A 22,053-nucleotide genomic window follows, 5' to 3' on the forward strand; every position below is an offset into this window, starting at 1 on the left:
GCCATCTGTGCGAACACCCATCCGGCGGAGCTCCGCAGCCCGCCGTCCGGCGCCCCGAGTCGCCTTCCCCGGCCACGCGCCCGCCCGCGCTACGGGCCGCTGACCAGGGCAAACCCGCGCCTGCGTCGGGCCGCCCGGCGTCCGGCGTCCGGGAATCCGCCGGACGGCCCGCGCTTGCGTCATCGTTCAGGCTGGGGCACCAGTCGCTGCGCCGGGTCAGCCCGGTCAGCCCGGGTCGGGCAGGATCCCGGCGGCCGGTGCGGGCGAGCTCAGGGGGCGCCCCGGGCGTCGGGGGCCAGCCTGGCCCGGACCTGGTCGGCGTCCGGATGACCGAGCCGGTCGAGAATGTCGACCGCCCGACGCCAGGCGGTGCGGGCAGCCCCGGGAGCCCCGGCGGCGTGGCGGGTGTCGCCGAGGTGCGTCAGCGTGGTGGCCTCGAAGTAGCGCTCGCCGGCCTCCCGCCAGAGCGCGAGCGCGCGTTCGTAGCAGTCGACGGCCTCCGCGGCCTGGCCGAGGTGGTGGTGCGCGTAGCCGAGGCTGTCCCAGGCGTGGGCCTCCCAGTACCGGTTGCCGGCGCGCTGCTGCTGGGCGAGGGCCCGCCGGCAGTAGTCGAGCGCGCGCCGGTGGTCCCCGAGTTGGATGTGGTACCAGCCGATGTTGTTGAGCGCGTTGCCCTGACCGTAGGCGTGACCCGCGGTCTCGAACAGGTCGAAGGCGCGTTGCGCGTGCCCGAGGGCCTGCCGGTGGTGGCCCTGCCGTTCGGCCAGGATGCCGAGGTTGAGCTGGGTCCGGGCGCTGCCGACGTGGTCGCCGAGCGCACCGTGCAGGTCGAGGGCCTGCTCCAGGTGCGCACGGGCCTCGTCGTGGGCGCCCAGCCGCAGGCACGCCACGGCGCGGTTGCGGTGCGCCCGGGCCTGGCCGTTGCGGTCGCCCGCCTGCGCGGCGGCACGCAGCGCCAACTGTTGAGCGGTCGACTGGTCCTGCCAGGCCCCCACCCGGTCGAGGTAGGTGTTGACGCTCCAGGCGAGTTGCCAGGCGTGAGCCCCGAAGCCGTTGCCTGCGGCGAGGGCGACGGCGGCGAGCAGCACCCGGTGCTCGGCGGTGAGCCAGGCCCACGCCTCGTCGCGGTCGCGCAGCTCCGGCAGCGCCGCACCGGGGTCCGCCGCCGGCAGGTCGATGTGGTCGCGGTGCCGGTAGAGCAGCAGGTCCGCGGCGTGGGCGGTGTGCAGGTAGTGGTCGAGCAGCCGGCCCAGCGCGGCCCGGCGCACGGGCTCGGGGTCGGTGGTCCGGGTCAGCTCGGCGGCGTACACGGCGAGGAGGTCGTGCAGGGCGTACCGGCCCGGGGTGGGCTCGGCGAGCAGGTTCGCCCGGGTCAAGGTCGCCAGCGGTTCCCGAACCCGCGCGACGGTGGTGGCCGCGAGGCTGGCGGCGGCTGCGACGGAGAGGTCCGGGCCCGGGTGCAGCCCGAGCAGCCGGAACAGCGCCGCCGCGGCCGGCTCCAGGCTCTGGTACGACCAGGACAGCACCGACCGCACGTCGGCGGCGGCCTCCCCGCCGGAGAACCCGTCGAGGCTGCCCCGGGTGTCGTCCAACTCGTCGGCGAGCCGGGCGAGGGGGAACTCCGGTTGGGTGGCGGCCCGGGCGGCGACGACGGCCAGGGCCAGCGGCAGCCCCGCCGACGCCCCGACGATGCGGTCCACCGCGTCCGGCTCGTCGGCCACCCGGGCCGCGCCGAGGCGTCGGGACAGCAACTCGCGGGCCTCGGCTGCGGACAGCAGGTCCAGGGCGAGCGGGTGTGCGCCCTGGACGGCGACGAGGCCCGGCATCCGGTGCCGGCTGGTCACCAGCACCAGGCAGCCCGGCGAGCCGGGCAACAGTGGTCGCACCTGGTCGGCGTCGCGCGCGTTGTCCAGCAGCACGAGCATCCGCCGGCCGGCCAGCAGGCTGCGGAAGAGCCCGGCCTGGGCGGCGAGTCCGGTCGGGATCCGCTCCGGCGGCACCGCGAGCGCCTCCAGGAAACCGCCCAGCGTCTCCGCCGGGCTCGTCGTCCTCCCGTCGGGGTCGAACCCGCGCAGGTTGACGTAGAGCTGCCCGTCCGGAAACCGGTCGGCCACCTGGTGTGCCCAGTGCACGGCGAGGGCGGTCTTGCCGACCCCCGCCGTCCCGCCGATCGCGGAGATCAGCACCGGGCCCGGGGCAGCGGCCGGGTCGGCCAGCAGCGCGGTCAGCGCGGCGAGCTGGGACGCCCGCCCCACGAAGTGCGGCACCGCCGCGGGCAGTTGCCGGGGCACCATCCACTGCCCGGGCGTCCGCCGGTCCCGGCCGACCGGCTCGGGCGGCGACGCGGCCCGGGCCCGGCGGCCGAGTTGGGCCCGGGCTGCGCCGCCGAGCCGGTCGCCGGCCCGTGCGGCGTCGGCCGCCCGCAACAGACGCCAGTGCGCGTCCTCCCACCGGGCGAGTTCCGTCAGCTCCGCCGGCAGCCGGGCGCCGACCTGCTCGGCGTGGGCGCGGCAGGCGCCGACGTACGCGACGACGAAGTCCCACTCGGGCAGGGACTTGGCGTTGAGCTTGTCGCTGAGGGTGGACCGGGCGAGCGACCTCCCCAGCCCGGCGGCGACCGCGACCAGCGTGTTCAACGACGGTCCCCCGGCGAGCGTCCGGAGCCGCGTGAGCTCGCCGACGAACACCACGAGCGCGTCCCGACCGGTCTTCCCCACGTCCCACCTTCCCGACGCACGGACGAGCTTCGATGAGCTGGGGTCAGGGTAGCCACCCGGGGCCGGTGCTGTCCCGACCGCCGGCGGCCCGCCGAGGAACGGCCGACCGCCGCCGCTGCCAATGCTCCGTCCGGCCACCCGCGGACGGGCTCGTTCACCACAGTGGACGGACGACCGGAGACGCCGCGGTTCCGCGCGGCCCAGGCCGGCAGCACGCTGGGACGGCGGTCGCGTCGGGGCGTGCGTGGCTGTCGGACGGCGGTCGCGTCGGGGCGTGCGTGACTGCCGGACAGCGGACAGCGAGGCCGCCCCTGAACCGCTACCGTGGACGGTGCTCCTGCGGTCTGGTGCTCCCCCGAGTTCCTGACGAGCCGGGTGGTTGGTGCGACTGATGCGACCGGCCGTGACGGCCACGGGTTGCCGGTCGCCGGTCGGGCCATCGCGAGGGCCCTCGGCTTCGCCGCCGCCCCGCCACGACGAAGGAGAACCGGCATGAAACCCCAGCTTCTGGTGGTGACCCCCGGCGGACAGTGGTTCCGGGAGTACCTGCTGAACAGCATCAGCCAGGACTACCGGGTGCACCTGTTCTGCGACCGGGAACCGGCCTGGGAACGGGAGTACCTGCACGGCTGGACGTTGTTGAACACCCTGGACGTGGACGCCATGACCGCCGCCGCCCACGCCGTGTCGGCCGAGAACCGCATCGACGGGGTGATCTGCTGGGACGAGACCCGGATCCTGGGCGCCTCGCGGGTAACCGAGGCGCTCGGGCTGCCCGGCGGCGACCCCGAGGTGGTGGCCCGCTGCCGGGACAAGCACCGCACCCGGCTGGCGCTGGCCGCCCGGAACGTGCCGCAGCCCCGCTCGCTGCCGGTCGCCGACGTCGACGCGGCGCTGGCCGCCGGCCGGTCGACCGGCTACCCGGCCGTGCTGAAGCCCCGCGCGCTGGGCGGCAGCATCGGGGTCACGGTGGTGCGCTCGCCGGCCGAGGTGGCCGCCGGGTTCGCGATCGCGGACACCGGCCACGCCGCGCTGCCCGAGGTCCCGGCCGACGACTGGGGGATCCTGTGGGAGGAGTACGCCGACGGGCCGGAGATCAGCGTTGACGCGGCGGTGTTCCGGGGCGAGGTGCGGCCGATCTGCGTGGGCCACAAGCAGCTCGGCTTCGCGCCGTACTGCGAGGAGGTCGGCCACCTCGTCGACGGCGCCGACCCGTTGCTGACCGATCCGGAGCTGCTCGCCGTGCTGCGGGACACCCACGCCGCGCTCGGCTTCACCGACGGCATGACGCACACCGAGCTGCGGCTGACCGCCGCCGGCCCGCGGGTGATCGAAGTCAACGCGCGCGTCGGCGGCGACCTGATCCCGTACCTCGGGCTGCTTGTCGGCGGAACCGACCCGGGGCTGGCGGCAGCGGCGATCGCCTGCGGCCGGCAGCCGCGCACGGTGCAGCCGGCGGCCCGGGTCGCGGCGATCAGGTTCTTCTACCCGGAGCACGACGACACGGCCGTCGGGTCGGTGCGCGTCGACGGCGGCCTGCCGCCTGCGGTCGACCGGTTCGTCGTGCTGGCCGAGCCGGGCGCCACACTGTCGCCGCCGCCGAAGGGCACGATGGTGGGCCGGGTCGCCTACGCCACGGTCGTGGCAGACGACCGCCAGGGGTGCCTGGCAGCGCTGGACGCGGTGCAGGAGCGCCTGCGCATCCTGCCACCGGACGCCGCCTGACCCGCCCTCGCCGGTCAGGACGCGTTCGGCGCCGGTTCGGCGGCGGGGCGACCGACGAGCGGGGCCCCACGCCGGTCGCCCGGACCGGGGAGGGGCGGTGTCCCGCCCCTCCCCGGTCCGGCGGGCCGACTCAGGACAGGAACTTGTCCAGCGCCGCCTCGATGCTGCCGCTGTCCGGCGCGGCGTACGACTTCATGGTGGTCTTGTTGTACGAGATGAAGCTCGGGCAACGGTTGGCCGGGGCGCTCACGGTGCCGCCGTCGCCGATCTTCTCGCCGGTCTTCGCCGCGTAGAACGTCAGCGTGTACCTCGAGGAGATGTAGGAGACGCTCACGGTCTTGCCCGCGCTGTCCTTGTAGTTGCACTCCTTGGGCGCGCCCTCGCTGCCCTCCACGACCTTCAGGCATCCGACCACGGACACCGTCTGGAAGTCGGCCGACTTGGCGTAGTACGGCTTGTTCGAGCTCACCGACTTCGACGACCAGGACGACGGCCGGTCAGGAGAGTTCGAGAAGGCGTACGCCTTGGCGCCGGACGGGCCGTTGTACGGTGCCGCGTTCAGGATCTGGCCGCCGTCGCAGACCGCGGAGAGCTCGCTGGAGTAGCGGGCGGTCACCCCGTTGTTGTTGTTCGGCTGCTCCTGCGACTCGGACGGCCGCGGCTCCGCCGAGGGGTCCGAGCTCGGCTGCGGGCCGTCGGTGGGGTTCGCGGGCGTGGACGCGGACGCGATCGGCTTGGGGTCATCGTCGTCCCCGTTGACGAGCAAGAACCCGATGCCGGTGCCACACAACGCGAGCAGGACGACCACGGCGGCGCCCACGGACAGTCCGATGACCAGCCCTCGGTTCGACTTCTGCGGCGGCGGCACGGGGGTGGCGAACTGCGGCGGCTGGCCGTAGGCAGGGTATCCGCCCGGCTGAGCCGGTGGGGCCGGCGGCCCGCTCCACGGAGTGACGTTCGGGTCCGGCTGCCCTCCGTACGGAGGTTGACTGTGGGTCATCTGAAGCCCTTATCGCTGTCGACGGGTGCCCATGCACGATGAACATGAACAGGGTAGTGAGCCGCACAAGCCCGGGCACCTGCCGGCTACCGCGACGGGCCACCACCGGCCCGAATGGGCCGCAGTCCGTCACTCTGCGCAGACAGGGCTGAGCAGTTCCGTGGCCGTCCCCAGTGCCGCCGAGGGGGCACCGGGGACCCGGTGACGCCCGCTGGCAAAGGGAATCCGCGCCGTGGGACCATTCGCCTCGGGCCCCGGTGGGCCGATTGCAGGCTGTGACGAAAGTTACTGGGGCCCGGATTCCCCGGCCGACGCCCTCACCGCGCCCGTACCCGCCGCCGCGCACCGCGACGGGACGCCGCCCGGCACCGGGCCGGCCCCGCCGTCCGGCCCGAAGCGGCGGGGTCGCTCCGGGGTCCGCCGGCGGACCGGCGGGCGGGGACAGGCCCGGGCAGCAGGAACAGGACCAGGGCGAGCAGGGCGGCGGCCACGACGCCGTCCAGCCAGTAGTGGTTGCCCGTGCCGACGACGACCAGCACCGTGGCGATCGGGTGCGCCAGCCACAGCCAGCGCAGCCGCCCGGCGGTGGCCGCGACGAGCGCGACGGCTACGGCGACGGCCCAGCCGACGTGCAGGGATGGCATGGCGGCGTACTGGTTGCTCAGCTCGTCGGCGCCGGGTGCGCCGTAGACGGCGGGCCCGTACCGGCTGCCGGTGTCGACCATTCCGGTCAGCGGGGTCAGCCGGGGCGGAGCCAGCGGCACGAGCAGGTGCAGGGCCAGCGCGGCGGCGGTGAGCCCGGCCAGCGCTCGGCGCGTCCAGCGGTAGTGCGCGGGGCGGCGCAGGTACAGCCACACCAGGCACGCCGCCGTGGCCGGGAAGTGCACGTAGGCGTAGTAGCTGTTGGCCAGGCGCACCGGCAGGTCGCCCGCGAGCAGTGGGAGCTGGAGGGCGGCCTCGCTGGGCAGCCGGAGCAGCCGCTCCAGGCGCCAAATGAACTCCCCGTTCTCCACCGCGGTCGCCGCCCGGCCGACCACGGCGACGCGAGCCACCTTGTACGCCAGGAACAGCACGGCCACGAGCGTCAGCTCGCGCATCGCCCGGTGCAGCGGGCCGCGCCGCCGGCCGGGCACCGCGAGCGGAGCCGGTGCGGCCTCGGCAGTTTCCACGGGTCCCTCGACTCGGTCACGGCCGTGGGTGACGGCCCTCGCTAAGCGGATCGGCAGCGTACGCCCGCCCCGGCGCTCCACACAGGCCGGGGCCGCCACCGTCGTCGGACGGTGGCGGCCCCGGGTATGTAGGTCAAGCGCCGGGTCGTACGTCAGGCGCCGGCGGCGGGTGGGCGCCTCGTCCCGCCGGAGCCGACGCTCACCTGGTCGGAGGCGGGCGCGCCGTCGACGGCGTCGGCGCCGACGGCCGCGAACTTCGCCGGGTCGGGCAGGTCGAGGCTCGTGCGCAGGTTGACCGGCTTGAGCAGGAGCGCCGCGATGATGCCGACGACGGCGATGGCTGCCGAGATGAGGAAGATGTGCCCGGTGGCGTCGCCGTACGCCGCGCGGATGATGTTCGCCACGGGCTCGGGTAGGACCTCGAGGTTGAGGCTGCCGCCCCCACTGCCGGATGCGGGGATCCCCGCGGCGGTGAGGTCGTGGGTGACCTGGTCGCTGACCCGGCGGGCGAGGACGGCGCCGAGCACGGAGACGCCGATGGTGCCGCCGAGGGAACGGAAGAACGCGACGGTGGAGCTGGCCGCGCCGATGTCCTTGAGCGCCACGGTGTTCTGCACGGCGAGGACGAGGTTCTGCATGGTCATGCCGACGCCGGTGCCGACGATGAACATGGCCACGCTGACCAGGACGAGCGACGTTTCGTGGTCGATGGTGCCGAGCATGCCGAACCCGATGACGAGGACGACCGCCCCGAAGACGATGTACGGCTTGAGCTTGCCGGAGTTGGTGATCATGCGGCCGGCGATGATGGACGAGCCGAGGACGCCGGCCATCATCGGGATGGTGAGCAGGCCCGCCTCGGTGGGGCTGTAGCCGCGCCCGATCTGGAAGTACTGGCCGAGGAAGACGGCGCCGCCGAACATGGCCATGCCGACCGCGAGGCTGCCGAGGATGGCGAGGGCCGTGGTGCGTTGCCGGATGATGCTGAGCGGGACGACCGGCTCGGCCGCCCGCGACTCGACCCAGACAGCCAGGCCCAGCAGGAGGACGGTGCCGCCGACCATCGCGCCGGACTGCCAGGACACCCACGCGAACGAGCTGTCGACGAACGAGATCCAGATCAGCAGCACGCTGACGCCGGCGGCGATCAGGCTCGCGCCCAGATAGTCGATCTTGACGTTCTCGCGCCGGACGGTGGGCAGCCGCAGGGTCATCTGGAGCAGAACCAGCGCGATCGCGGCGACGGGCACGCCGACGAAGAAGCACCAGCGCCAGCCGAGCCAGGACGTGTCGACGATGAGCCCGCCGAGCAACGGTCCGCCGACCGTCGCGACGGCCATCACGCCACCGAGGTAGCCGTTGTACCGGCCGCGCTCGCGGGGCGGGATCATCGCCGCGATGGCGACCTGGACGAGGGCCTGCAGGCCGCCGACGCCGATGCCCTGGAAAGCGCGGGCGGCGATGAGCTGGCCGGCGCTCTGTGCGAAGCCGGCGACCACCGAGCCGACCAGGAAGACGACGATGGCTACCTGCACCAGGGTCTTCTTGTTGAACAGGTCGGCCAACTTGCCCCAGATCGGGGTGGTGGCCGTCGCGGTGAGCAGGGTGGCCGTGACCACCCAGGTGTACTGGATCTGCGAGCCGTCCAACGCCCCGATGATCTTCGGCAGCGCCGTCGAGACGACCGTGCCGCTCAGCATGGCGACGAAGAGCACCAGCAGCAGTCCGCTGAGTGCCTCCAGCGTCTGCCGATGGGTCATCGGCGCGTCTGCCGCCGTGGCGGTGGGTGCGCTCATCGCGCGTCCTCCAGGTTGTCGTTGGTTTCGAGGGCGACATCGAGGTCGCGGGTGAACCGGCCGAGTGCGGCGCACAGCGCCGTCACCTCGCCGGGGGTCCAGTCGGCGAGCGCCCGCTCGATCAGTTCGGCGTACCAGCCGTGGGCGTCGGCCAGGGCGCTCTGGCCCTTCGGGGTGGTTGCCAGCCAGCTGGCCCGCCGGTCGGCCGGGTCGGTACGCCGCTCGACCAGGCCGTGCGAGACGAGCGAGGCGACGGCGCGGCTGACGGTCGACGGGTCGAGCCCGGTGCGGGAGGCCAACTCCCTGGCATGGCAGCCGGTGGCGGCCTGGTCGATCTGGATGAGCATGCCGACCAGGCCGATCGGCACGGACGGCCGGTCGTCGGCCCGCCGCTGCTTGATCATCCGCACGCTCTTGAGCAGGCCGAACATCCGGATCACGAGTTCACGGGCGGTGGTTTCCACGCTTGTCCTCCCGGTGCCCGATGGTTGCCGCATGCAACTATCCAGCAATCTTGCGCAGCGGGCAAGTTTGCGCATTGAGAACTAGGTCACCATCGCGTAGCCTGACCGCATGGACGAGGCCACCGGGCTACGGGAACGCAAGAAGGCGGCCACCCGCCTCGCCCTGCACGAGGCGGCCCTGCGCCTCGCCGCCGAGGAGGGCCTCGACCGGGTGACCGTCGAGGCGATCGCCGATGCCGCGGACGTGTCCCGGCGGACGTTCTCCAACTACTTCTCCAGCAAGGAGGAGGCGATCTTCCACGGCGACACCGTGCGGCTGCGCCGGATGCTGGAACTGATCCGGGACCAGCCGGCCGACGAGCAGCCGTGGACGGTGCTCAGTCGCGCGGCGGAGCGCTTCACCACCGAGGTGTACGGCGACCTGACGCCGTCCTGGCTGGCCCAACGCCGACGGGTGCGCGGGCACCCGGGCCTGCTCGCCCACCAGGTGGCGGCGTACACGACGGTCGAACGGGAACTGGCCGCCGAGCTGACGCACCGGCTGACCGGACCGGAGGTGGCCCTGCGGGCGCGGGTCCTGGCGGCGACCTGCCTGGCCACCCTGCGCGTCGCCCTCCAGCAGTGGATCGAGCACCCAGACGGTCCGCTGCTCGACACGATCCGGATCGCGCTCGCCGAGGCGGCGCCCGCAACCGGCACCCCGAGCCGGGCAACCGGCACCGACTGACTATCAGGCCGGTGCGGGGTCGGTGCCCGACCGGCCCGCCGCCCCGACCTTCAGCGGGTCCGCCAGCAGTTCGGCGAAGGCCATCTCGGCAGCCCCGATCAGGGCGGCGTCGCGGCCGAGCGTCGCCACCCGCAGCCGCAGGTGCTCGCGGAAGGCGGGCAGCACCATGGCGTCCAGGCGACGGCGGACGGTGTCCGCCCCGACGGCGTAGATGTCGCGTAACGAGCCGCCGAACACCACAACGCCCGGATTGACCACGTTGGCGAGGTTTGCCACGCCGAAGCCGAGCCAGTCGGCGACCTGCCGCACCGCCGCCTGGGCGGCGCGGTCGCCACCGGCCGCCGCGCGCAGGACCTCGACGACCGCCGGCAGCCCGGCCCGCTCCCGGCCGGCATGCCGCAGCAGCGCCGCCCCACCGATCTCGGTCTCCCAGCAGCCGCGTGAGCCGCAGCCACAGGGCAGACCGTACGGGTTGACCACCATGTGGCCGACCTTGCCGCCATGCCCCCGGTGGCCGGCCACCAGCCGGCCGCCGACGATGATGCCGGCGCTGACCCCGAGATCGCCGTGCAGGTAGACGAGGTCGTCGACGCCCACCGCCACGCCCCGGACGTGTTCGGCCACGCCGGCGATGTCGGCCAGGTCCCCGGCGACGAGACCCGGGCCCGCGGCGATTCCGGCCTCGAACGCGGCACGCAGCGCCTCGTCGGGTCCGCCGACCCGGATCCTCCCGTCGCGGTCACGGGTCGTGTCGGTCACCGCGACCGCGCCGCCCACCAGCAGCGCGTCGCCGGTGACGGCGCGCTGCATGTCGCGGACCAGACCGGCCAGCGGGCCGATCGCGTCGAAGGTGGACATCCCACCGGGCCTTTCGACCTCGCGCAGGTCGAGGATGCGACCGCCGAGGCCGATGCGGGCGGCGCGTAGCCGGTCCGCCTCGACGCTCAACGCGTGCGTGTACACCTGTTCCGAGCGGGGGCGCACCACCAGCGACGGCCGCCCTGCCCGGTGGACGGTGGTCGGCGTCTCCTCGGTGACCAGCCCGGCGGCGGCGAGGTCGGCCGCGAGCGCCCCGATGGTGCTGCGGTTGAGGCCGAGCCGGCTGGTCAGCTCGGCGCGGGACGTCGGGCCGTGCACGTGGACGTGACGCAGCACGGCGCCGAGGTTCCGCCGGCGGGTCTCCTCCTGGGTCACGCCGGGCGCCCCCGGCGCGGCAAGGTCCGGGTCGCGGCCGACCCGCGCCTGCCCGGACCGGGTGGGTGTCGCCACGGTCGGGCCTCCTCCCCCGGGTCGGCTCGGCGTCGCTGGTGGACGCTGTCACGGCGAAGGGCCCCGGACGTGGACTCCGGGACCCTTCGCCGCTGGCTACCTCGCGGTGCTCACTTGGTGAGCGGCGCGAGCTTCGGGTCGTTCGCGTAGGCCTCGGCCGCGTTGGCCTTGGTGACGGCGACCGGCGGGAGCAGGTACGTGTCGACGACCTTGCTGCCGTTGTTGTAGGACTTGGTGTCGTTCACCTCGGGCGTCTCGCCGGCCTGCAGGGACTTCACCATGGTGATGGTCTGCTTGACCAGGTTCCGGGTGTCCTTGTTGATCGTCATGTACTGCTCGCCGGCCATGATGGACTTGACCGACTCCACCTCGGAGTCCTGGCCGGTGACGACCGGGATCGGCTTGTTGGCACCCTTGATCGAGGTGATGATCGCGCGGCCGAGCGTGTCGTTCGGGGACAGGACGCCGTCCAGCTCCTTGCTGCCGTACGTCGAGGTCAGCAGCTGGTCCATGCGGGCCTGCGCACCCTCGGCCTTCCAGCCCTGGATGGCGGTCTGCTTGACGTCGACCTGCTTCGAGCCGACGACGACGTTGCCCTTGTCGATCTCCGGCTTGAGCACGTCCATCGCGCCGTTGAAGAAGACACCGGCGTTGTTGTCGTCCGGCGAGCCGGAGAAGAGCTCGATGTTGTACGGGCCGTTCGGCTTCTTGGCCTTCATGCCGTCCAGCAGGGCCTGGCCCTGGAGCTGGCCGACCTTGAAGTTGTCGAACGCGACGTAGTAGTCGAGGTCCGGGGTGTTGGTGATGAGCCGGTCGTAGGCGATGACCTTCACGCCCGCCTGGTGGGCCGCGGCGACCTGGGTCGACAGCTGCGCGGCGTCGGTCGCGCCGATGACGATGACCTTGGCGCCCTTGGTGACCATGGCGGTGATCTGCGCCTGCTGGTCGGCGACCGTGGTCGACGCGCCCGCGTACTGCACGTCGCTGGTGAACCCGGCCTCCTTGAGGCCGTTGGTGAACAGGTCACCGGCGAGGACCCAGTTCTCCGAGGTCTTGGCCGGAAGGGCCACGCCGATCAGGGAGTTGGCCGCGAAGCCCTTGGCGTCGCCGCCGGAGCTGCCGGACTCCTCGTCGCGGCCGGAGCCGCAGGCGGTGAGGGCCAGCGCTGCGATGGCACCGATGGCCACCGACTTGCCGAGGAAGTTGCGCATGAGCAGTAATGCCCTTCTACGGAGGTGATACGGGAAGAGAAGGTCGGTGGGCGTCAGCCGGGCACCTTGGTGCGGCCGGGCTCGCGGTCCACCTTGGGTGACGCGGTGGGGGGGCCGGAACCGTCACGGCGGAACGCGCGCGTGAGGCTGCCGATGACGGAGAACCGTCCCTGGCTCTTGTTGTAGACGTCGATCGCGACGGCCAACAGCAGGACCAGGCCCTTGATGATCTGGACGCGGTCGGTGCCGACGCCCATCAGTTGCAGGCCGTTGTTGAGCACGGCCATGACCAGACCACCGACGATCGAGCCGCTGATGGTCCCGATGCCGCCGGCGACGGCCGCGCCACCGATGAACACCGCGGCGATCGCGTCCAGTTCCCAGCCGTTACCGTCCTGCGGACCGGAGGCCGCCGAACGGGCCACGAAGATCATGCCGGCCAGGGCTGCCAGCACGGACATGTTCATCATGACGAAGAAGTTGACCCGCTTGAGCTTGACGCCGGACAGCTCGGCGGCCCGGGAGTTGCCGCCCACCGCGTAGATGTGCCGGCCGCCCGCCGTGTTGCGGGTGTAGAAGGAGTACGCGAGCACCAGGGCCACCAGGATGATGCCGGAGACCGGGAAGCTGGTGCCGACGCGACCGCTGGCGAAGCGCAGCGAGGCGAAGACGATCACGCCGATCATCACGGCCATCCGCAGGATCGAGATCCACATCGGGGCCGCGTCGGCGTCCATCTCCCGGCGCGTCCGGCGCGACTGGAGCTCCCGCCACACCACGGCCGCGCACGCGGCCAGGCCCAGCAGCAGCGTCAGGTTGTTGTAGCCGGTGTTCGGGCCGACCTCGGGCAGGAACCCGGAGCCGATCACCCGGAAGCCCTCGGGCACCGGAATGGTGTTCGCGTTGCCGATGAACTGGTTGCCGCCCCGGAAGAGCAGCATGCCCGCCAGGGTGACGATGAACGCCGGCACTCCGACGTAGGCCACCCAGAAGCCCTGCCAGGCGCCGATCACCGCACCGATCACCAGGCCGAACGCGATGGCGGCCGGCCAGGGCAGGGACCAGTCGGCCATCGACTTGGCCACCAGGATGCCGGCGATCGCGGCGACCGAGCCGACCGACAGGTCGATGTGCCCGGCGACGATCACCATCAGCATGCCGATGGCCAGGATGAGGATGTACGAGTTCTGCTGGAACAGCGCGATCAGGTTGTCCGATCGCAGGGTCAGGCCGTCGGTCAGGATCTGGAAAAGGACGACGATCGCGACCAGTGTGAAGATCATCCCGAACTGACGGGCGTTGGAGGTCGTGCCTCCGAACAGGTTCTTCTGAAGGTCCTTGATCCGGCTCATCGTGTCTGCATCTTCTTCGTCGAGGTCATCTGCTTCATGAGGGTCTCCGGGTCCGCATCGGCCCGGGCGATCTCGCCCGTGATGGCGCCTTCGAACACGGTGTAGATGCGGTCGCAGAGCCCGATCAGCTCAGGCAGTTCCGAGGAGATGACGACGACGCCCTTCCCCTGGTCGGCGAGCCGCTGGATGATGCCGTAGATCTCGTACTTGGCGCCCACGTCGATGCCGCGGGTCGGTTCGTCGAGGATCAGCAGGTCCGGGTCCGTGAACATCCACTTCGCCAGGACGACCTTCTGCTGGTTGCCGCCGGAGAGCTTGGAGACGCCCTCGTCGACCGTCGGGGCCTTGGTCCGCAACTCCTTGCGGTACGCCTCGGCAGCCTGGTACTGGGCGACCTCGTCGAGCACGCCGTGGTGCGAGATCTTGGACAGCTTGGCGGCCACCGTCGAGGTCTTGATGTCGTCGAGCAGGTTCAGGCCGATCGCCTTGCGGTCCTCGCTGACGTACGCGAGCCCGTGGGCGATCGCGTCCGCCACCGACTTGAGCACGATCTCCTTGCCGTCCTTGACGATCGTGCCGGACTCGTACACCCCGTAGGAGCGGCCGAAGACGCTCATGGCCAGCTCGGTGCGGCCCGCGCCCATCAGCCCGGCGAAGCCGACGATCTCGCCGCGCCGTACGACGAAGCTCTCGTTCTTGCAGACCTGGCGCTCGGCGGAGATCGGGTGCCGGACGTTCCAGTCGCGGACCTCGAAGAAGACCTCGCCGATCTTCGGGGTGTGGTCCGGGAACCGGCTGCTGAGCTCGCGGCCGACCATGCCCCGCACGATCCGGTCCTCGTCGACGCCGTCGGCCTTGACGTCGAGGGTCTCGACGGTCCGGCCGTCTCGCAGGATGGTGATCTGGTCGGCGATCGCCTCGATCTCGTTCAGCTTGTGGGAGATCATGATTGAGGTGATGCCCCGGGCGCGGAAGCCGCGCAGCAGGTCCAGCAGGTGCCGGGAATCGGCCTCGTTCAGCGCGGCGGTCGGCTCGTCCAGGATGAGCAGCTTCACGTCCTTGGCGAACGCCTTGGCGATCTCCACGAGCTGCTGCTTGCCGACACCGATGTCCTTGATCAGGGTGTCCGGGTTCTCCGTCAGGCCGACCCGGGCCATCAGGTCCAGCGCCATCCGGTTCGCGGACTTCCAGTCGATCGCGCCCCGCCTGCGCGGCTCGTTGCCGAGGAAGATGTTCTCGGTGATCGACATGTCCGGGATGAGCGCGAGCTCCTGGTGGATGATCACGATCCCCGCGCTCTCGCTCGCGCGGATGTCGGAGAAGCGGGTCTCCGCGCCCTGGTAAATGATCTGGCCGTCGTAGGTGCCGTACGGATAGACCCCACTGAGCACCTTCATCAGCGTGGACTTGCCGGCGCCGTTCTCGCCACAGATGGCGTGGATCTCGCCGGCGCGCACCACCAGGTTGACGTCGGCGAGGGCCTTGACTCCGGGGAACTCCTTGGTGATGGAGCGCATCTCCAGGAGGATGGGTACGCCGCTCATCGTTCGCACCACCTCGCCAACATCATCGATACCTCCGGAAGGGGAAAAACCCTCACCTGGTTTTGTTGTTGGAGGCAACGTATTCCGGCGAAGGGTCAACCGCAAGGCTCGGCCGGCCCGAAGATGTAACAATCCGGCAATGCGGGGGGTAGCTGGGCGTCATCCGCACCACTCGCCACGCCGGCACCACCGGAGGGCCGTCGAACAGCCCACCACCGATGCGTCCGCCCGCACGGAGCGCGGACGCACGGCGACACGGCCGCGTCCCGAACCGCGCGGAACCACGGGCCGAAGGACAACGGTAGACGGCCGATGCGCCCACCGCCCGGCGAGCGTTCCGCCGGCACCGTGGTAGTTGCACGGCAGGGTATGGACAGCCGGCTATGCGTGTGGAACAGTTGACGCGCTGCTGTCAAACGGTCACCGACAGTTCCGAATCCCAGCGTTGCCGCGGCCGGCCTCCGCCCTCCGCGGTCACGTCACCGACCAACCTCGCCGGGCGGCTCACACCGCCCAGTCACCCCCCACCGGGTGTTCCCGGGGCCCTTCCGAGCGAGGGCGCGCCGAGACCCGCCACCGGGCGGGACCAACCCGTACGCCACGGCCAGGAGCGTGCCCTGTGAAACCTGTGATCCACGAGCTCGTGGAAGATGATTTCACGCACCGAGAGGTGCCCGAGTTCGGCCTGGCCGAGGACGACTACGCACGAGCACTGGACAACCTGGTGCAGGCCAACGTCGATGTCATACCGCACACCGCGGACGGTCGGGTGCTGCTCGGTTACCGGGAGGACCTGCCGCTGCGGAACATGTTCTGGGTCTTCGGCGGCCGGATGAAGGTGGGCGAGACGCTCACCGACAGCGCGGTCCGGGCGCTGCGGCGGGAACTACACCTCGACGCCGATCGTTCCCGGCTGGTCCTGAACCACACCTACAACGTCAGGTGGGGCACCAGGAGCGTTCCCCCCGAGGAGCGTGGCTTCCAGACCATCCTGACACTGATGACGTACCAGTGCACCGACGAGGAGGCCCGCTCGCTGACCCCCGCCGACCGGACCCACGGCTGGGTCCGCTGGCACTCCCGGGCGGACCTGCGGCAGCTCGAGGAGTCCGGGTCCGGCCTGCTGCACCCGTTCCTTCCCGTCGTGCTGCGCAACGCGCACCTGCTCTGAGGCCGGGCCCGGCGGCGGGCGGCCCGGGGCGGGTGCGCGGCCGTCCCGGCGGGTGGCCGCCCGCACGCCCAGCACCCGACGAACCAGGCCGTTGGAGGCACCTGTGATCTGCCGATCCTGTCACGCCACCGGGCTCACCGAAGTCCTCGACCTCGGCGACCAGTACCTCAGCGACTTCCGGGACGACGACCTCCGTCCGCCCCGGTGGCCGCTGGTACTGGTGCTGTGCGAGCAGTGCGGACTGGCGCAACTGCGGGACACCACCCCCCGCGAGCTGATGTACCACGATCGCTACGGCTTCCGGTCCGGCACCAACGAGGCGATCCGCGAGGACCTGCGGACCGTGGTGAACCACGCGCTGGACAGCCGGCCGGACGCGCGGCGGTGGCTGGACATCGCCTGCAACGACGGCACGCTGCTGTCGTTCGTGCCCGAGCGGGTGCACCGGGTCGGCGTGGACCCGGTGCGCGCCTTCGCCCGGGAGTCCGGCCGGCACGCCGACCGCGTCGTCACGGACTTCTTCGACTCCCGGCACTTCCGCGCCGCGCACCCCGCCGGGGGGTACGAAAGGTTCGACGTCGTCACCAGCGTCTCCATGTTCTACGACCTGGACGACCCGAACCACTTCGTGGCCGACGTCGCCAGGGTCCTCGCCGACGACGGCGTCTGGCTGATCCAGCAGAACTACGCCCTGACCATGGTCGAGCTCGGCGCGGTCGACAACGTGTGCCACGAGCACCTCACCTACTGGTCGCTGACGGCCCTGGAGAGCCTGCTGCACCGGCACGGCCTGGAGGTCAACGACGTACGGCTGTCCACGGTGAACGGCGGGTCGTTCCGCACCCTGGTCTCCCGTCGGGGCAGCCGGCCGGTCGAGGACTCCGTGGCGCGGCAGCGGCGCCGCGAGGGGGAGGCCGCGTTGCACCGGCCCGAGGTCTGGCTCGGGTTCGCGGCGCGGGCGAGGAAGGCGTTCGAGGGCCTGCGTCGGCTGATCGACGGCATCAACGCCGCCGGGCAGCGCTGCTACATCTACGGCGCCAGCACCCGGGGCGGCACCATCTGGCAGGCGGCCGACCTGGACGTGACGGACCTGCCCTTCGCCGTCGAACGCCAGGCCGCCAAGATCGGCCGCAGGATCGCCTCCATCGGCGTCCCGATCATCTCGGAGGAACAGGCCCGCTCGGACCACCCGGAGTACATGCTGGTCGCGCCGTGGTTCTTCCGGGAGGTGTTCGTCGAACGCGAACGCGCATACCTGGAGAAGGGCGGGAAGCTGATATTCCCGTTGCCGGACCTGGAGATCGTCGGTCAGGACGGGGCCTAGGTGGCCCGCCGGGGCCGACGAGGAGTTCACGTGCCACGCGCTCTCATCACGGGAGTCACCGGTCAGGACGGCCTCTATCTGGCCGAGCTGCTGATCGCGAAGGGCTACGAGGTGTTCGGCCTGGTCCGGGGACAGAACAATCCCCGGGTCCCCCGGGTGAAGCAGATCGTTCCGTCGGTGCGGCTGCTGGACGGCGACCTCCGCGACCTGCCGAGCCTGATCAGCGCCCTGGACACCGCCCAGCCCGACGAGGTCTACAACCTGGGCGCGGTCAGCTTCGTGGGCATGTCCTGGCAACAGGCCGAGCTGACGAGCGAGATCACCGGGATCGGGGTGCTACGGATGCTCGAGGCGATCCAGATCCACACCCACAACGAGATGGGCCGCGTCCGCTTCTACCAGGCGTCGAGCTCGGAGATGTTCGGCAAGGTCCGCGAAATTCCGCAGACCGAGACGACCCCCTTCCACCCCCGCTCGCCGTACGGGGTCGCGAAGGTCTTCGGCCACTTCATGACCGTCAACTACCGCGAGTCGTACGGCGCCCACGCCTGCTCGGGGATCCTGTTCAACCACGAGAGCCCTCGGCGCGGCCACGAGTTCGTCACCCGGAAGGTCACCCGCGGCGTGGCCCGCATCGCCCTCGGCCTACAGGACAGGATCACGCTGGGCAACCTGGAGGCACGCCGGGACTGGGGCTTCGCCGGCGATTACGTCGAGGCCATGTGGCTGATGCTTCAGCAGGCTGAGCCGGACGACTACGTGATCGCCACCGGCGTCACCCACTCCGTGCGCGACCTGCTCGACGTCGCCTTCCACCGCGTCGGGATCGGGGACTGGGCCAGGCACGTCGCGCAGGACCCGCGCCTGTTCCGCCCCGCCGAGGTCGACCTGCTGGTCGGTGACGCGTCGAAGGCCCGGTCCCGGCTCGGGTGGAAGCCCCGCAGCGAATTCCGATCTCTCGTGGAGACGATGGTCGACGCCGACCTCGCCGACGCGAGGCGGGAGGGGCACGGCCCGGCCGAACGGTCGCCGGACGACGTAGTTCGTCAGGCGGGCGGTCCCGGCTGACGCGCCGACGGACCCGCCGACCAGGCGACCCGGGTGTCGCGCCCGCCGGCCGGGTTGGCGGGGGCCGGTGGCGGGAGCTGGCGGTCCTGCAGCCAGCCGTGCGTCCACCGGCCGGGCCGGCGTCCCCCCGCCCACCGGCGGGCCGGCGACGGCTGCCGGCTCACCCGACGCGGGCGCGGGCCGTACGACGGGACAGGGGCCGCCCTCCGGCGATGCGGAGGACGACCCCTCGTCGGCGAACGGACGGGCCTGTCAGGCGACGGATGCGGGGAACCGCTCCCACACCCGGTGCGCGGCCAGCAACTGCCCCACGGTGGTGAAGACCTCGGTTCCGGAGCCGCCCGTGACCACGCCCGGCGTGCCCGTCACCCCCGCCTGGTCCAGCACCGTGACGCCGTCGCCCCACGCGCCGACGGCCTTGGCGTGCCGCCAGCACTCCTCGACCAGGAGCAGCACGCGCGGGTCCACGGACGTGGGGTCCGCCGCGCCCGCCTTGGCGTCGCGCGCGGGGAGCGCGTCGGGCGCCGGCGCCGGCGCCCCGGCCAGCAGCAGCGCGTCGAACTCGACCGACCGGCCGGTGGCGAAGGTCCGCTGCACGGGCAGGTCCCCGACCTTGCCGCCGTGCGGGGCGATCAGCAGCGGCACCATGCCGGCGGCGAGCACCTCGCGGCGCACCTGGCCGACGCCGTCGAGGTCGCTGTCGGGGCCGACGACGATTCCGATCGTTCGCCCGTCGGTCGGCCACAGCCGGCCGACCTGGGACAGCGCGGGGCTCGGCGCGACGTCGGCGAGCGGCATGGTCGGCTCCGGCGCGGGGAGGCCCAGGCCGGTGGCCACCTGAGCGCAGAGCACCGGGTCGATGTTGGCGAGGCTCTGGAGCTGACGCTCCTTGATCGCCTGGTGGTAGCACTTGCCCAGCTCGAAGGTGTAGGCACGGATGATGTGCTCCTTCTCGACCGGCGCCATGCTCAGCCAGAACAGGCGGACCTGGCTGTGGTGGTCGTCGAACGAGGCCGGGTTCGCGCGCACCTTGGGCGCCTCCGCCACCGTCACCGGCACGTCGACGAACGCGTGCTCGGCGTCGCCGGCCGGGAAGGGGTTGCCGCCGTCGAGCGAGTTCGGCCGGTACGGCGCCACCCCGGCGTGGACGGCGTGCTGGTGGAAACCGTCGCGCAGCATGTCGTTGACCGCGGCGTGCGGGCGGTTGATCGGGATCTGCGAGAAGTTCGGGCCGCCCAGCCGGGTGAGCTGCGTGTCCACGTACGAGAACAGCCGGCCCTGCAGCAGCGGGTCGTTGGTGACGTCGATCCCCGGCGGCAGGTGGCCGACGTGGAAGGCGACCTGCTCGGTCTCGGCGAAGAAGTTCGTCGGCGTGCGGTTGAGCGTCAGCTTCCCGATCGGCTGCACCGGGGCGAGCTCCTCCGGCACGATCTTGGTCGGGTCGAGCAGGTCGATCCCGGCGAACGTCTCCTCCGGCGTGTCGGGGAAGACCTGGATGCCGAGCTCCCACTCCGGGTACGCGCCGGCCTCGATCGCGTCGTACAGGTCCCGGCGGTGGAAGTCCGGGTCGATGCCGCCGAGCAGCTGCGCCTCCTCCCAGGTCAGGGAGTGCACGCCCAGCTTGGGCTTCCAGTGGAACTTGGCCAGCACGGTCTCCCCGGCTTCGTTGACCAGCCGGAAGGAGTGCACGCCGAAACCCTCCATCGTCCGGAACGAGCGCGGGATGCCCCGGTCGGACATGTTCCACATCGTGTGGTGCTGCGCCTCGGTGTGCAGGGAGACGAAGTCCCAGAACGTGTCGTGCGCGCTCTGGGCCTGTGGGATCTCCCGGTCGGGGTGCGGCTTGCCGGCGTGGATGACGTCGGGGAACTTGATGGCGTCCTGGATGAAGAAGACCGGAATGTTGTTGGCGACCAGGTCGAACGTGCCCTCGTCGGTGTAGAACTTCGTCGCGAAGCCGCGGGTGTCGCGGACCGTGTCGGCCGAGCCGCGCGAGCCGAGGACGGTGGAGAACCGGACGAAGACGTCGGTCTCCCGCCCCTTCTTGAGGAAGCCGGCCCTCGTGACCGCCTCGGCGGTGCCGTAGGCGGTGAACACGCCGTGCGCCCCGGCCCCCCGGGCGTGCACGACGCGCTCGGGGATGCGCTCGTGGTCGAAGTGGGTGATCTTCTCGCGCAGATGGTGGTCCTGGAGCAGCACCGGGCCGCGCGGCCCGGCCCTCAGCGAGTGGTCCGTGTCGCGCAGCCGCGCCCCCTGCGAGGTGGTGAGGAAGGCGCCCTGCTGTCCGTTCGCGGTCGACGGCGCGCCGGTTCTCGCGCCGGTCGGGGTGCGCGTCTCCGGGGCCCCCTGCTCCTTCTTCGGTGGCAGCGGGTCGTGTGGCGTCGTCGGCTCCGCGGCGGTCGGTGGGGCGCTGCCCGGCGCGCCGGGCACGTCCGGGGTCAGGATGTCGGCCACCTTTCCCGTGGCTGCCTCCACGACACCCTTAACCGCCTTAGCGGGATTGCTGCTCATTTAGTCTGTTACCTCCGTGGAGCGGCTGTTTTGCAGGCTCCTGCGCGGTACCCCCGTTCGCGCGAGCAAAACGGACCGGGCGTGTTCCGGCACGGACAGGCCACCGGACCGGCGCTCACCGGTGATGCAGCCCACCCGCACCTGCGGCAGCCGCGCCGCCACGGGTCTCGCCGAGTGACTGTTGCCCGGCGGGTCCGACGGGCGGCACGATGGGCGCGTGGACATCGAGCGGGTCGATCCCGCACCCGATCGAACGTTCCGCCGGAGGGTCCTGCGGCAGCGCTGGGAGGACCTCACCTTCCTGCACTGGGCGGTCGAACCGGAACTCGTCGCGCCGCTGCTGCCCGCCGGCACCCGCCCGGACACCCTCGACGGGGTCGCCCACGTCGGGCTGATCGGCTTCCGGATGGTCGGGCTGGGCCTCGGCCGGGGACCGGGGGTGCCGTACCTCGGCACCTTCTGGGAGACCAACGTGCGGCTCTACTCGGTCGACGACACCGGCCGCCGGGCAGTGGTGTTCCGCTCGCTCGACGCCTCTCGGCTCGTCCCGGTGCTGGTCGCCCGGGCGACCCTGCGGCTGCCGTACCTGTGGTCGTCGATGCGGATGGACCGCGACGGCGACCTCCTCACCTACCGGTGCCGGCGTCGCTGGCCCGGCCCGGCCGGCACGACGAGCCGGATGGTCGTCCGGGTGGGCGGGCCGATCACCGATCCGACCCCGCTGGAACACTTCGTCACCGCCCGCTGGGCGCTGCACACCCGGGCGTACGGCCGCACTCTGCACCTGCCGAACTGGCATCCACGCTGGCCGCTGCACCGGGCCGAGCTGCTGCACCTGGACGACGAGCTGGTCACCGCCGCCGGGCTGCCGGCGCCGGCCGGTCCGCCGGTGAGCGTGCTCCACTCCCCCGGCGTCCCGGTCGCGTTCGGCCCACCGGCCGCCCTGCCCCGGACCGGCTGACCACGCCGCGCCCAACCGCGAGGCGCGGAGGGCGCGGTCCACGA

At 72.0% G+C, this 22,053-nt stretch carries 16 protein-coding genes; 6 read left to right on the forward strand and 10 right to left on the reverse strand.

Annotated elements, in window-relative coordinates; translation table 11 throughout:
• Positions 1–269: 269 nt before the first annotated feature.
• Entirely contained in the window at positions 270–2,717 is a 2,448-nt protein-coding gene (locus tag ACH4T9_RS17645) for an ATP-binding protein (RefSeq protein ID WP_396672379.1), read from the reverse strand.
• Positions 2,718–3,209: 492 nt separating this feature from the next.
• Here ACH4T9_RS17645 and ACH4T9_RS17650 point away from each other — a divergent pair, with 492 nt between their 5' ends.
• Positions 3,210–4,442, forward strand: a complete 1,233-nt coding sequence (locus ACH4T9_RS17650; protein ID WP_396672378.1) for an ATP-grasp domain-containing protein — start codon at positions 3,210–3,212, stop codon at positions 4,440–4,442.
• A 130-nt stretch (positions 4,443–4,572) separates the two neighbouring features.
• Here ACH4T9_RS17650 and ACH4T9_RS17655 read toward each other — a convergent pair whose 3' ends face one another.
• The 4 genes from ACH4T9_RS17655 to ACH4T9_RS17670 all read right to left on the reverse strand — a co-directional run bounded on the left by ACH4T9_RS17655 (position 4,573) and on the right by ACH4T9_RS17670 (position 8,871).
• Positions 4,573–5,442, reverse strand: coding sequence for a hypothetical protein (locus tag ACH4T9_RS17655; RefSeq protein WP_396672377.1), 870 nt, complete (start codon positions 5,440–5,442; stop codon positions 4,573–4,575).
• 317 nt (positions 5,443–5,759) lie between these two features.
• The gene (locus ACH4T9_RS17660; RefSeq protein WP_396672376.1) at positions 5,760–6,611 is read right to left on the reverse strand and encodes a phosphatase PAP2 family protein; all 852 of its coding nucleotides are present in this window, start codon (positions 6,609–6,611) and stop codon (positions 5,760–5,762) included.
• A gap of 152 nt (positions 6,612–6,763) precedes the next feature.
• A complete protein-coding gene (locus ACH4T9_RS17665; RefSeq protein ID WP_396672375.1) occupies positions 6,764–8,407 on the reverse strand; it encodes an MDR family MFS transporter in 1,644 nt (547 codons plus the stop codon).
• The gene (locus ACH4T9_RS17670) at positions 8,404–8,871 is read right to left on the reverse strand and encodes a MarR family winged helix-turn-helix transcriptional regulator (RefSeq protein WP_396672374.1); all 468 of its coding nucleotides are present in this window, start codon (positions 8,869–8,871) and stop codon (positions 8,404–8,406) included. The genes ACH4T9_RS17665 and ACH4T9_RS17670 overlap by 4 nt, the downstream gene beginning before the upstream one ends.
• 109 nt (positions 8,872–8,980) lie before the next feature.
• Between ACH4T9_RS17670 and ACH4T9_RS17675 the strand changes: the two genes are divergently transcribed.
• Positions 8,981–9,598 carry a TetR/AcrR family transcriptional regulator gene (locus ACH4T9_RS17675; RefSeq protein ID WP_396672373.1) on the forward strand — a complete coding sequence of 206 codons (618 nt, stop codon included), beginning with the start codon at positions 8,981–8,983 and terminating at the stop codon, positions 9,596–9,598.
• Between the two features lie 3 nt (positions 9,599–9,601).
• On the opposite strand, the gene ACH4T9_RS17680 is transcribed toward ACH4T9_RS17675, so the two are convergent.
• From ACH4T9_RS17680 to mmsA, 4 genes are all read right to left on the reverse strand, one after another.
• A complete protein-coding gene (locus ACH4T9_RS17680) occupies positions 9,602–10,867 on the reverse strand; it encodes an ROK family protein (protein WP_396672372.1) in 1,266 nt (421 codons plus the stop codon).
• Positions 10,868–10,977: 110 nt separating this feature from the next.
• Positions 10,978–12,078 carry a substrate-binding domain-containing protein gene (locus ACH4T9_RS17685; protein ID WP_396672371.1) on the reverse strand — a complete coding sequence of 367 codons (1,101 nt, stop codon included), beginning with the start codon at positions 12,076–12,078 and terminating at the stop codon, positions 10,978–10,980.
• 53 nt (positions 12,079–12,131) lie between these two features.
• Positions 12,132–13,430, reverse strand: coding sequence for a multiple monosaccharide ABC transporter permease (mmsB, locus tag ACH4T9_RS17690; RefSeq protein ID WP_396672370.1), 1,299 nt, complete (start codon positions 13,428–13,430; stop codon positions 12,132–12,134).
• Positions 13,427–14,974, reverse strand: coding sequence for a multiple monosaccharide ABC transporter ATP-binding protein (gene mmsA / locus ACH4T9_RS17695; protein WP_396672369.1), 1,548 nt, complete (start codon positions 14,972–14,974; stop codon positions 13,427–13,429). The genes mmsB and mmsA overlap by 4 nt, the downstream gene beginning before the upstream one ends.
• Positions 14,975–15,593: 619 nt before the next feature.
• Here mmsA and ACH4T9_RS17700 point away from each other — a divergent pair.
• The 3 genes from ACH4T9_RS17700 to gmd all read left to right on the forward strand — a co-directional run bounded on the left by ACH4T9_RS17700 (position 15,594) and on the right by gmd (position 18,537).
• Positions 15,594–16,145, forward strand: a complete 552-nt coding sequence (locus ACH4T9_RS17700) for an NUDIX domain-containing protein (protein WP_396672368.1) — start codon at positions 15,594–15,596, stop codon at positions 16,143–16,145.
• 103 nt (positions 16,146–16,248) lie between these two features.
• The gene (locus ACH4T9_RS17705; RefSeq protein WP_396672367.1) at positions 16,249–17,469 is read left to right on the forward strand and encodes a class I SAM-dependent methyltransferase; all 1,221 of its coding nucleotides are present in this window, start codon (positions 16,249–16,251) and stop codon (positions 17,467–17,469) included.
• A gap of 30 nt (positions 17,470–17,499) precedes the next feature.
• A complete protein-coding gene (gmd, locus tag ACH4T9_RS17710; protein ID WP_396672366.1) occupies positions 17,500–18,537 on the forward strand; it encodes a GDP-mannose 4,6-dehydratase in 1,038 nt (345 codons plus the stop codon).
• A gap of 252 nt (positions 18,538–18,789) precedes the next feature.
• On the opposite strand, the gene ACH4T9_RS17715 is transcribed toward gmd, so the two are convergent.
• Entirely contained in the window at positions 18,790–21,048 is a 2,259-nt protein-coding gene (locus ACH4T9_RS17715) for a catalase (RefSeq protein WP_396672365.1), read from the reverse strand.
• 217 nt (positions 21,049–21,265) lie between these two features.
• On the opposite strand from ACH4T9_RS17715, the gene ACH4T9_RS17720 reads away from it, so the two are divergent.
• The gene (locus ACH4T9_RS17720; protein WP_396672364.1) at positions 21,266–22,009 is read left to right on the forward strand and encodes a YqjF family protein; all 744 of its coding nucleotides are present in this window, start codon (positions 21,266–21,268) and stop codon (positions 22,007–22,009) included.
• Positions 22,010–22,053 lie beyond the last annotated feature (44 nt).

It is taken from the genome of Micromonospora sp. NPDC020750 (assembly GCF_044334565.1).
GTDB lineage: Bacteria > Actinomycetota > Actinomycetes > Mycobacteriales > Micromonosporaceae > Micromonospora.

Bases quoted from the DNA above. Each gene is read 5' to 3' on its own strand.
- ACH4T9_RS17650 (WP_396672378.1), top strand. From the start codon at position 3,210: ATGAAACCCCAGCTTCTGGTGGTGACCCCCGGCGGACAGTGGTTCCGG.
- ACH4T9_RS17655 (WP_396672377.1), bottom strand. From the start codon at position 5,442: ATGACCCACAGTCAACCTCCGTACGGAGGGCAGCCGGACCCGAACGTC.
- ACH4T9_RS17665 (WP_396672375.1), bottom strand. From the start codon at position 8,407: ATGAGCGCACCCACCGCCACGGCGGCAGACGCGCCGATGACCCATCGG.
- ACH4T9_RS17675 (WP_396672373.1), top strand. From the start codon at position 8,981: ATGGACGAGGCCACCGGGCTACGGGAACGCAAGAAGGCGGCCACCCGC.
- ACH4T9_RS17685 (WP_396672371.1), bottom strand. From the start codon at position 12,078: ATGCGCAACTTCCTCGGCAAGTCGGTGGCCATCGGTGCCATCGCAGCG.
- mmsB (WP_396672370.1), bottom strand. From the start codon at position 13,430: ATGAGCCGGATCAAGGACCTTCAGAAGAACCTGTTCGGAGGCACGACC.
- mmsA (WP_396672369.1), bottom strand. From the start codon at position 14,974: ATGAGCGGCGTACCCATCCTCCTGGAGATGCGCTCCATCACCAAGGAG.
- ACH4T9_RS17715 (WP_396672365.1), bottom strand. From the start codon at position 21,048: ATGAGCAGCAATCCCGCTAAGGCGGTTAAGGGTGTCGTGGAGGCAGCC.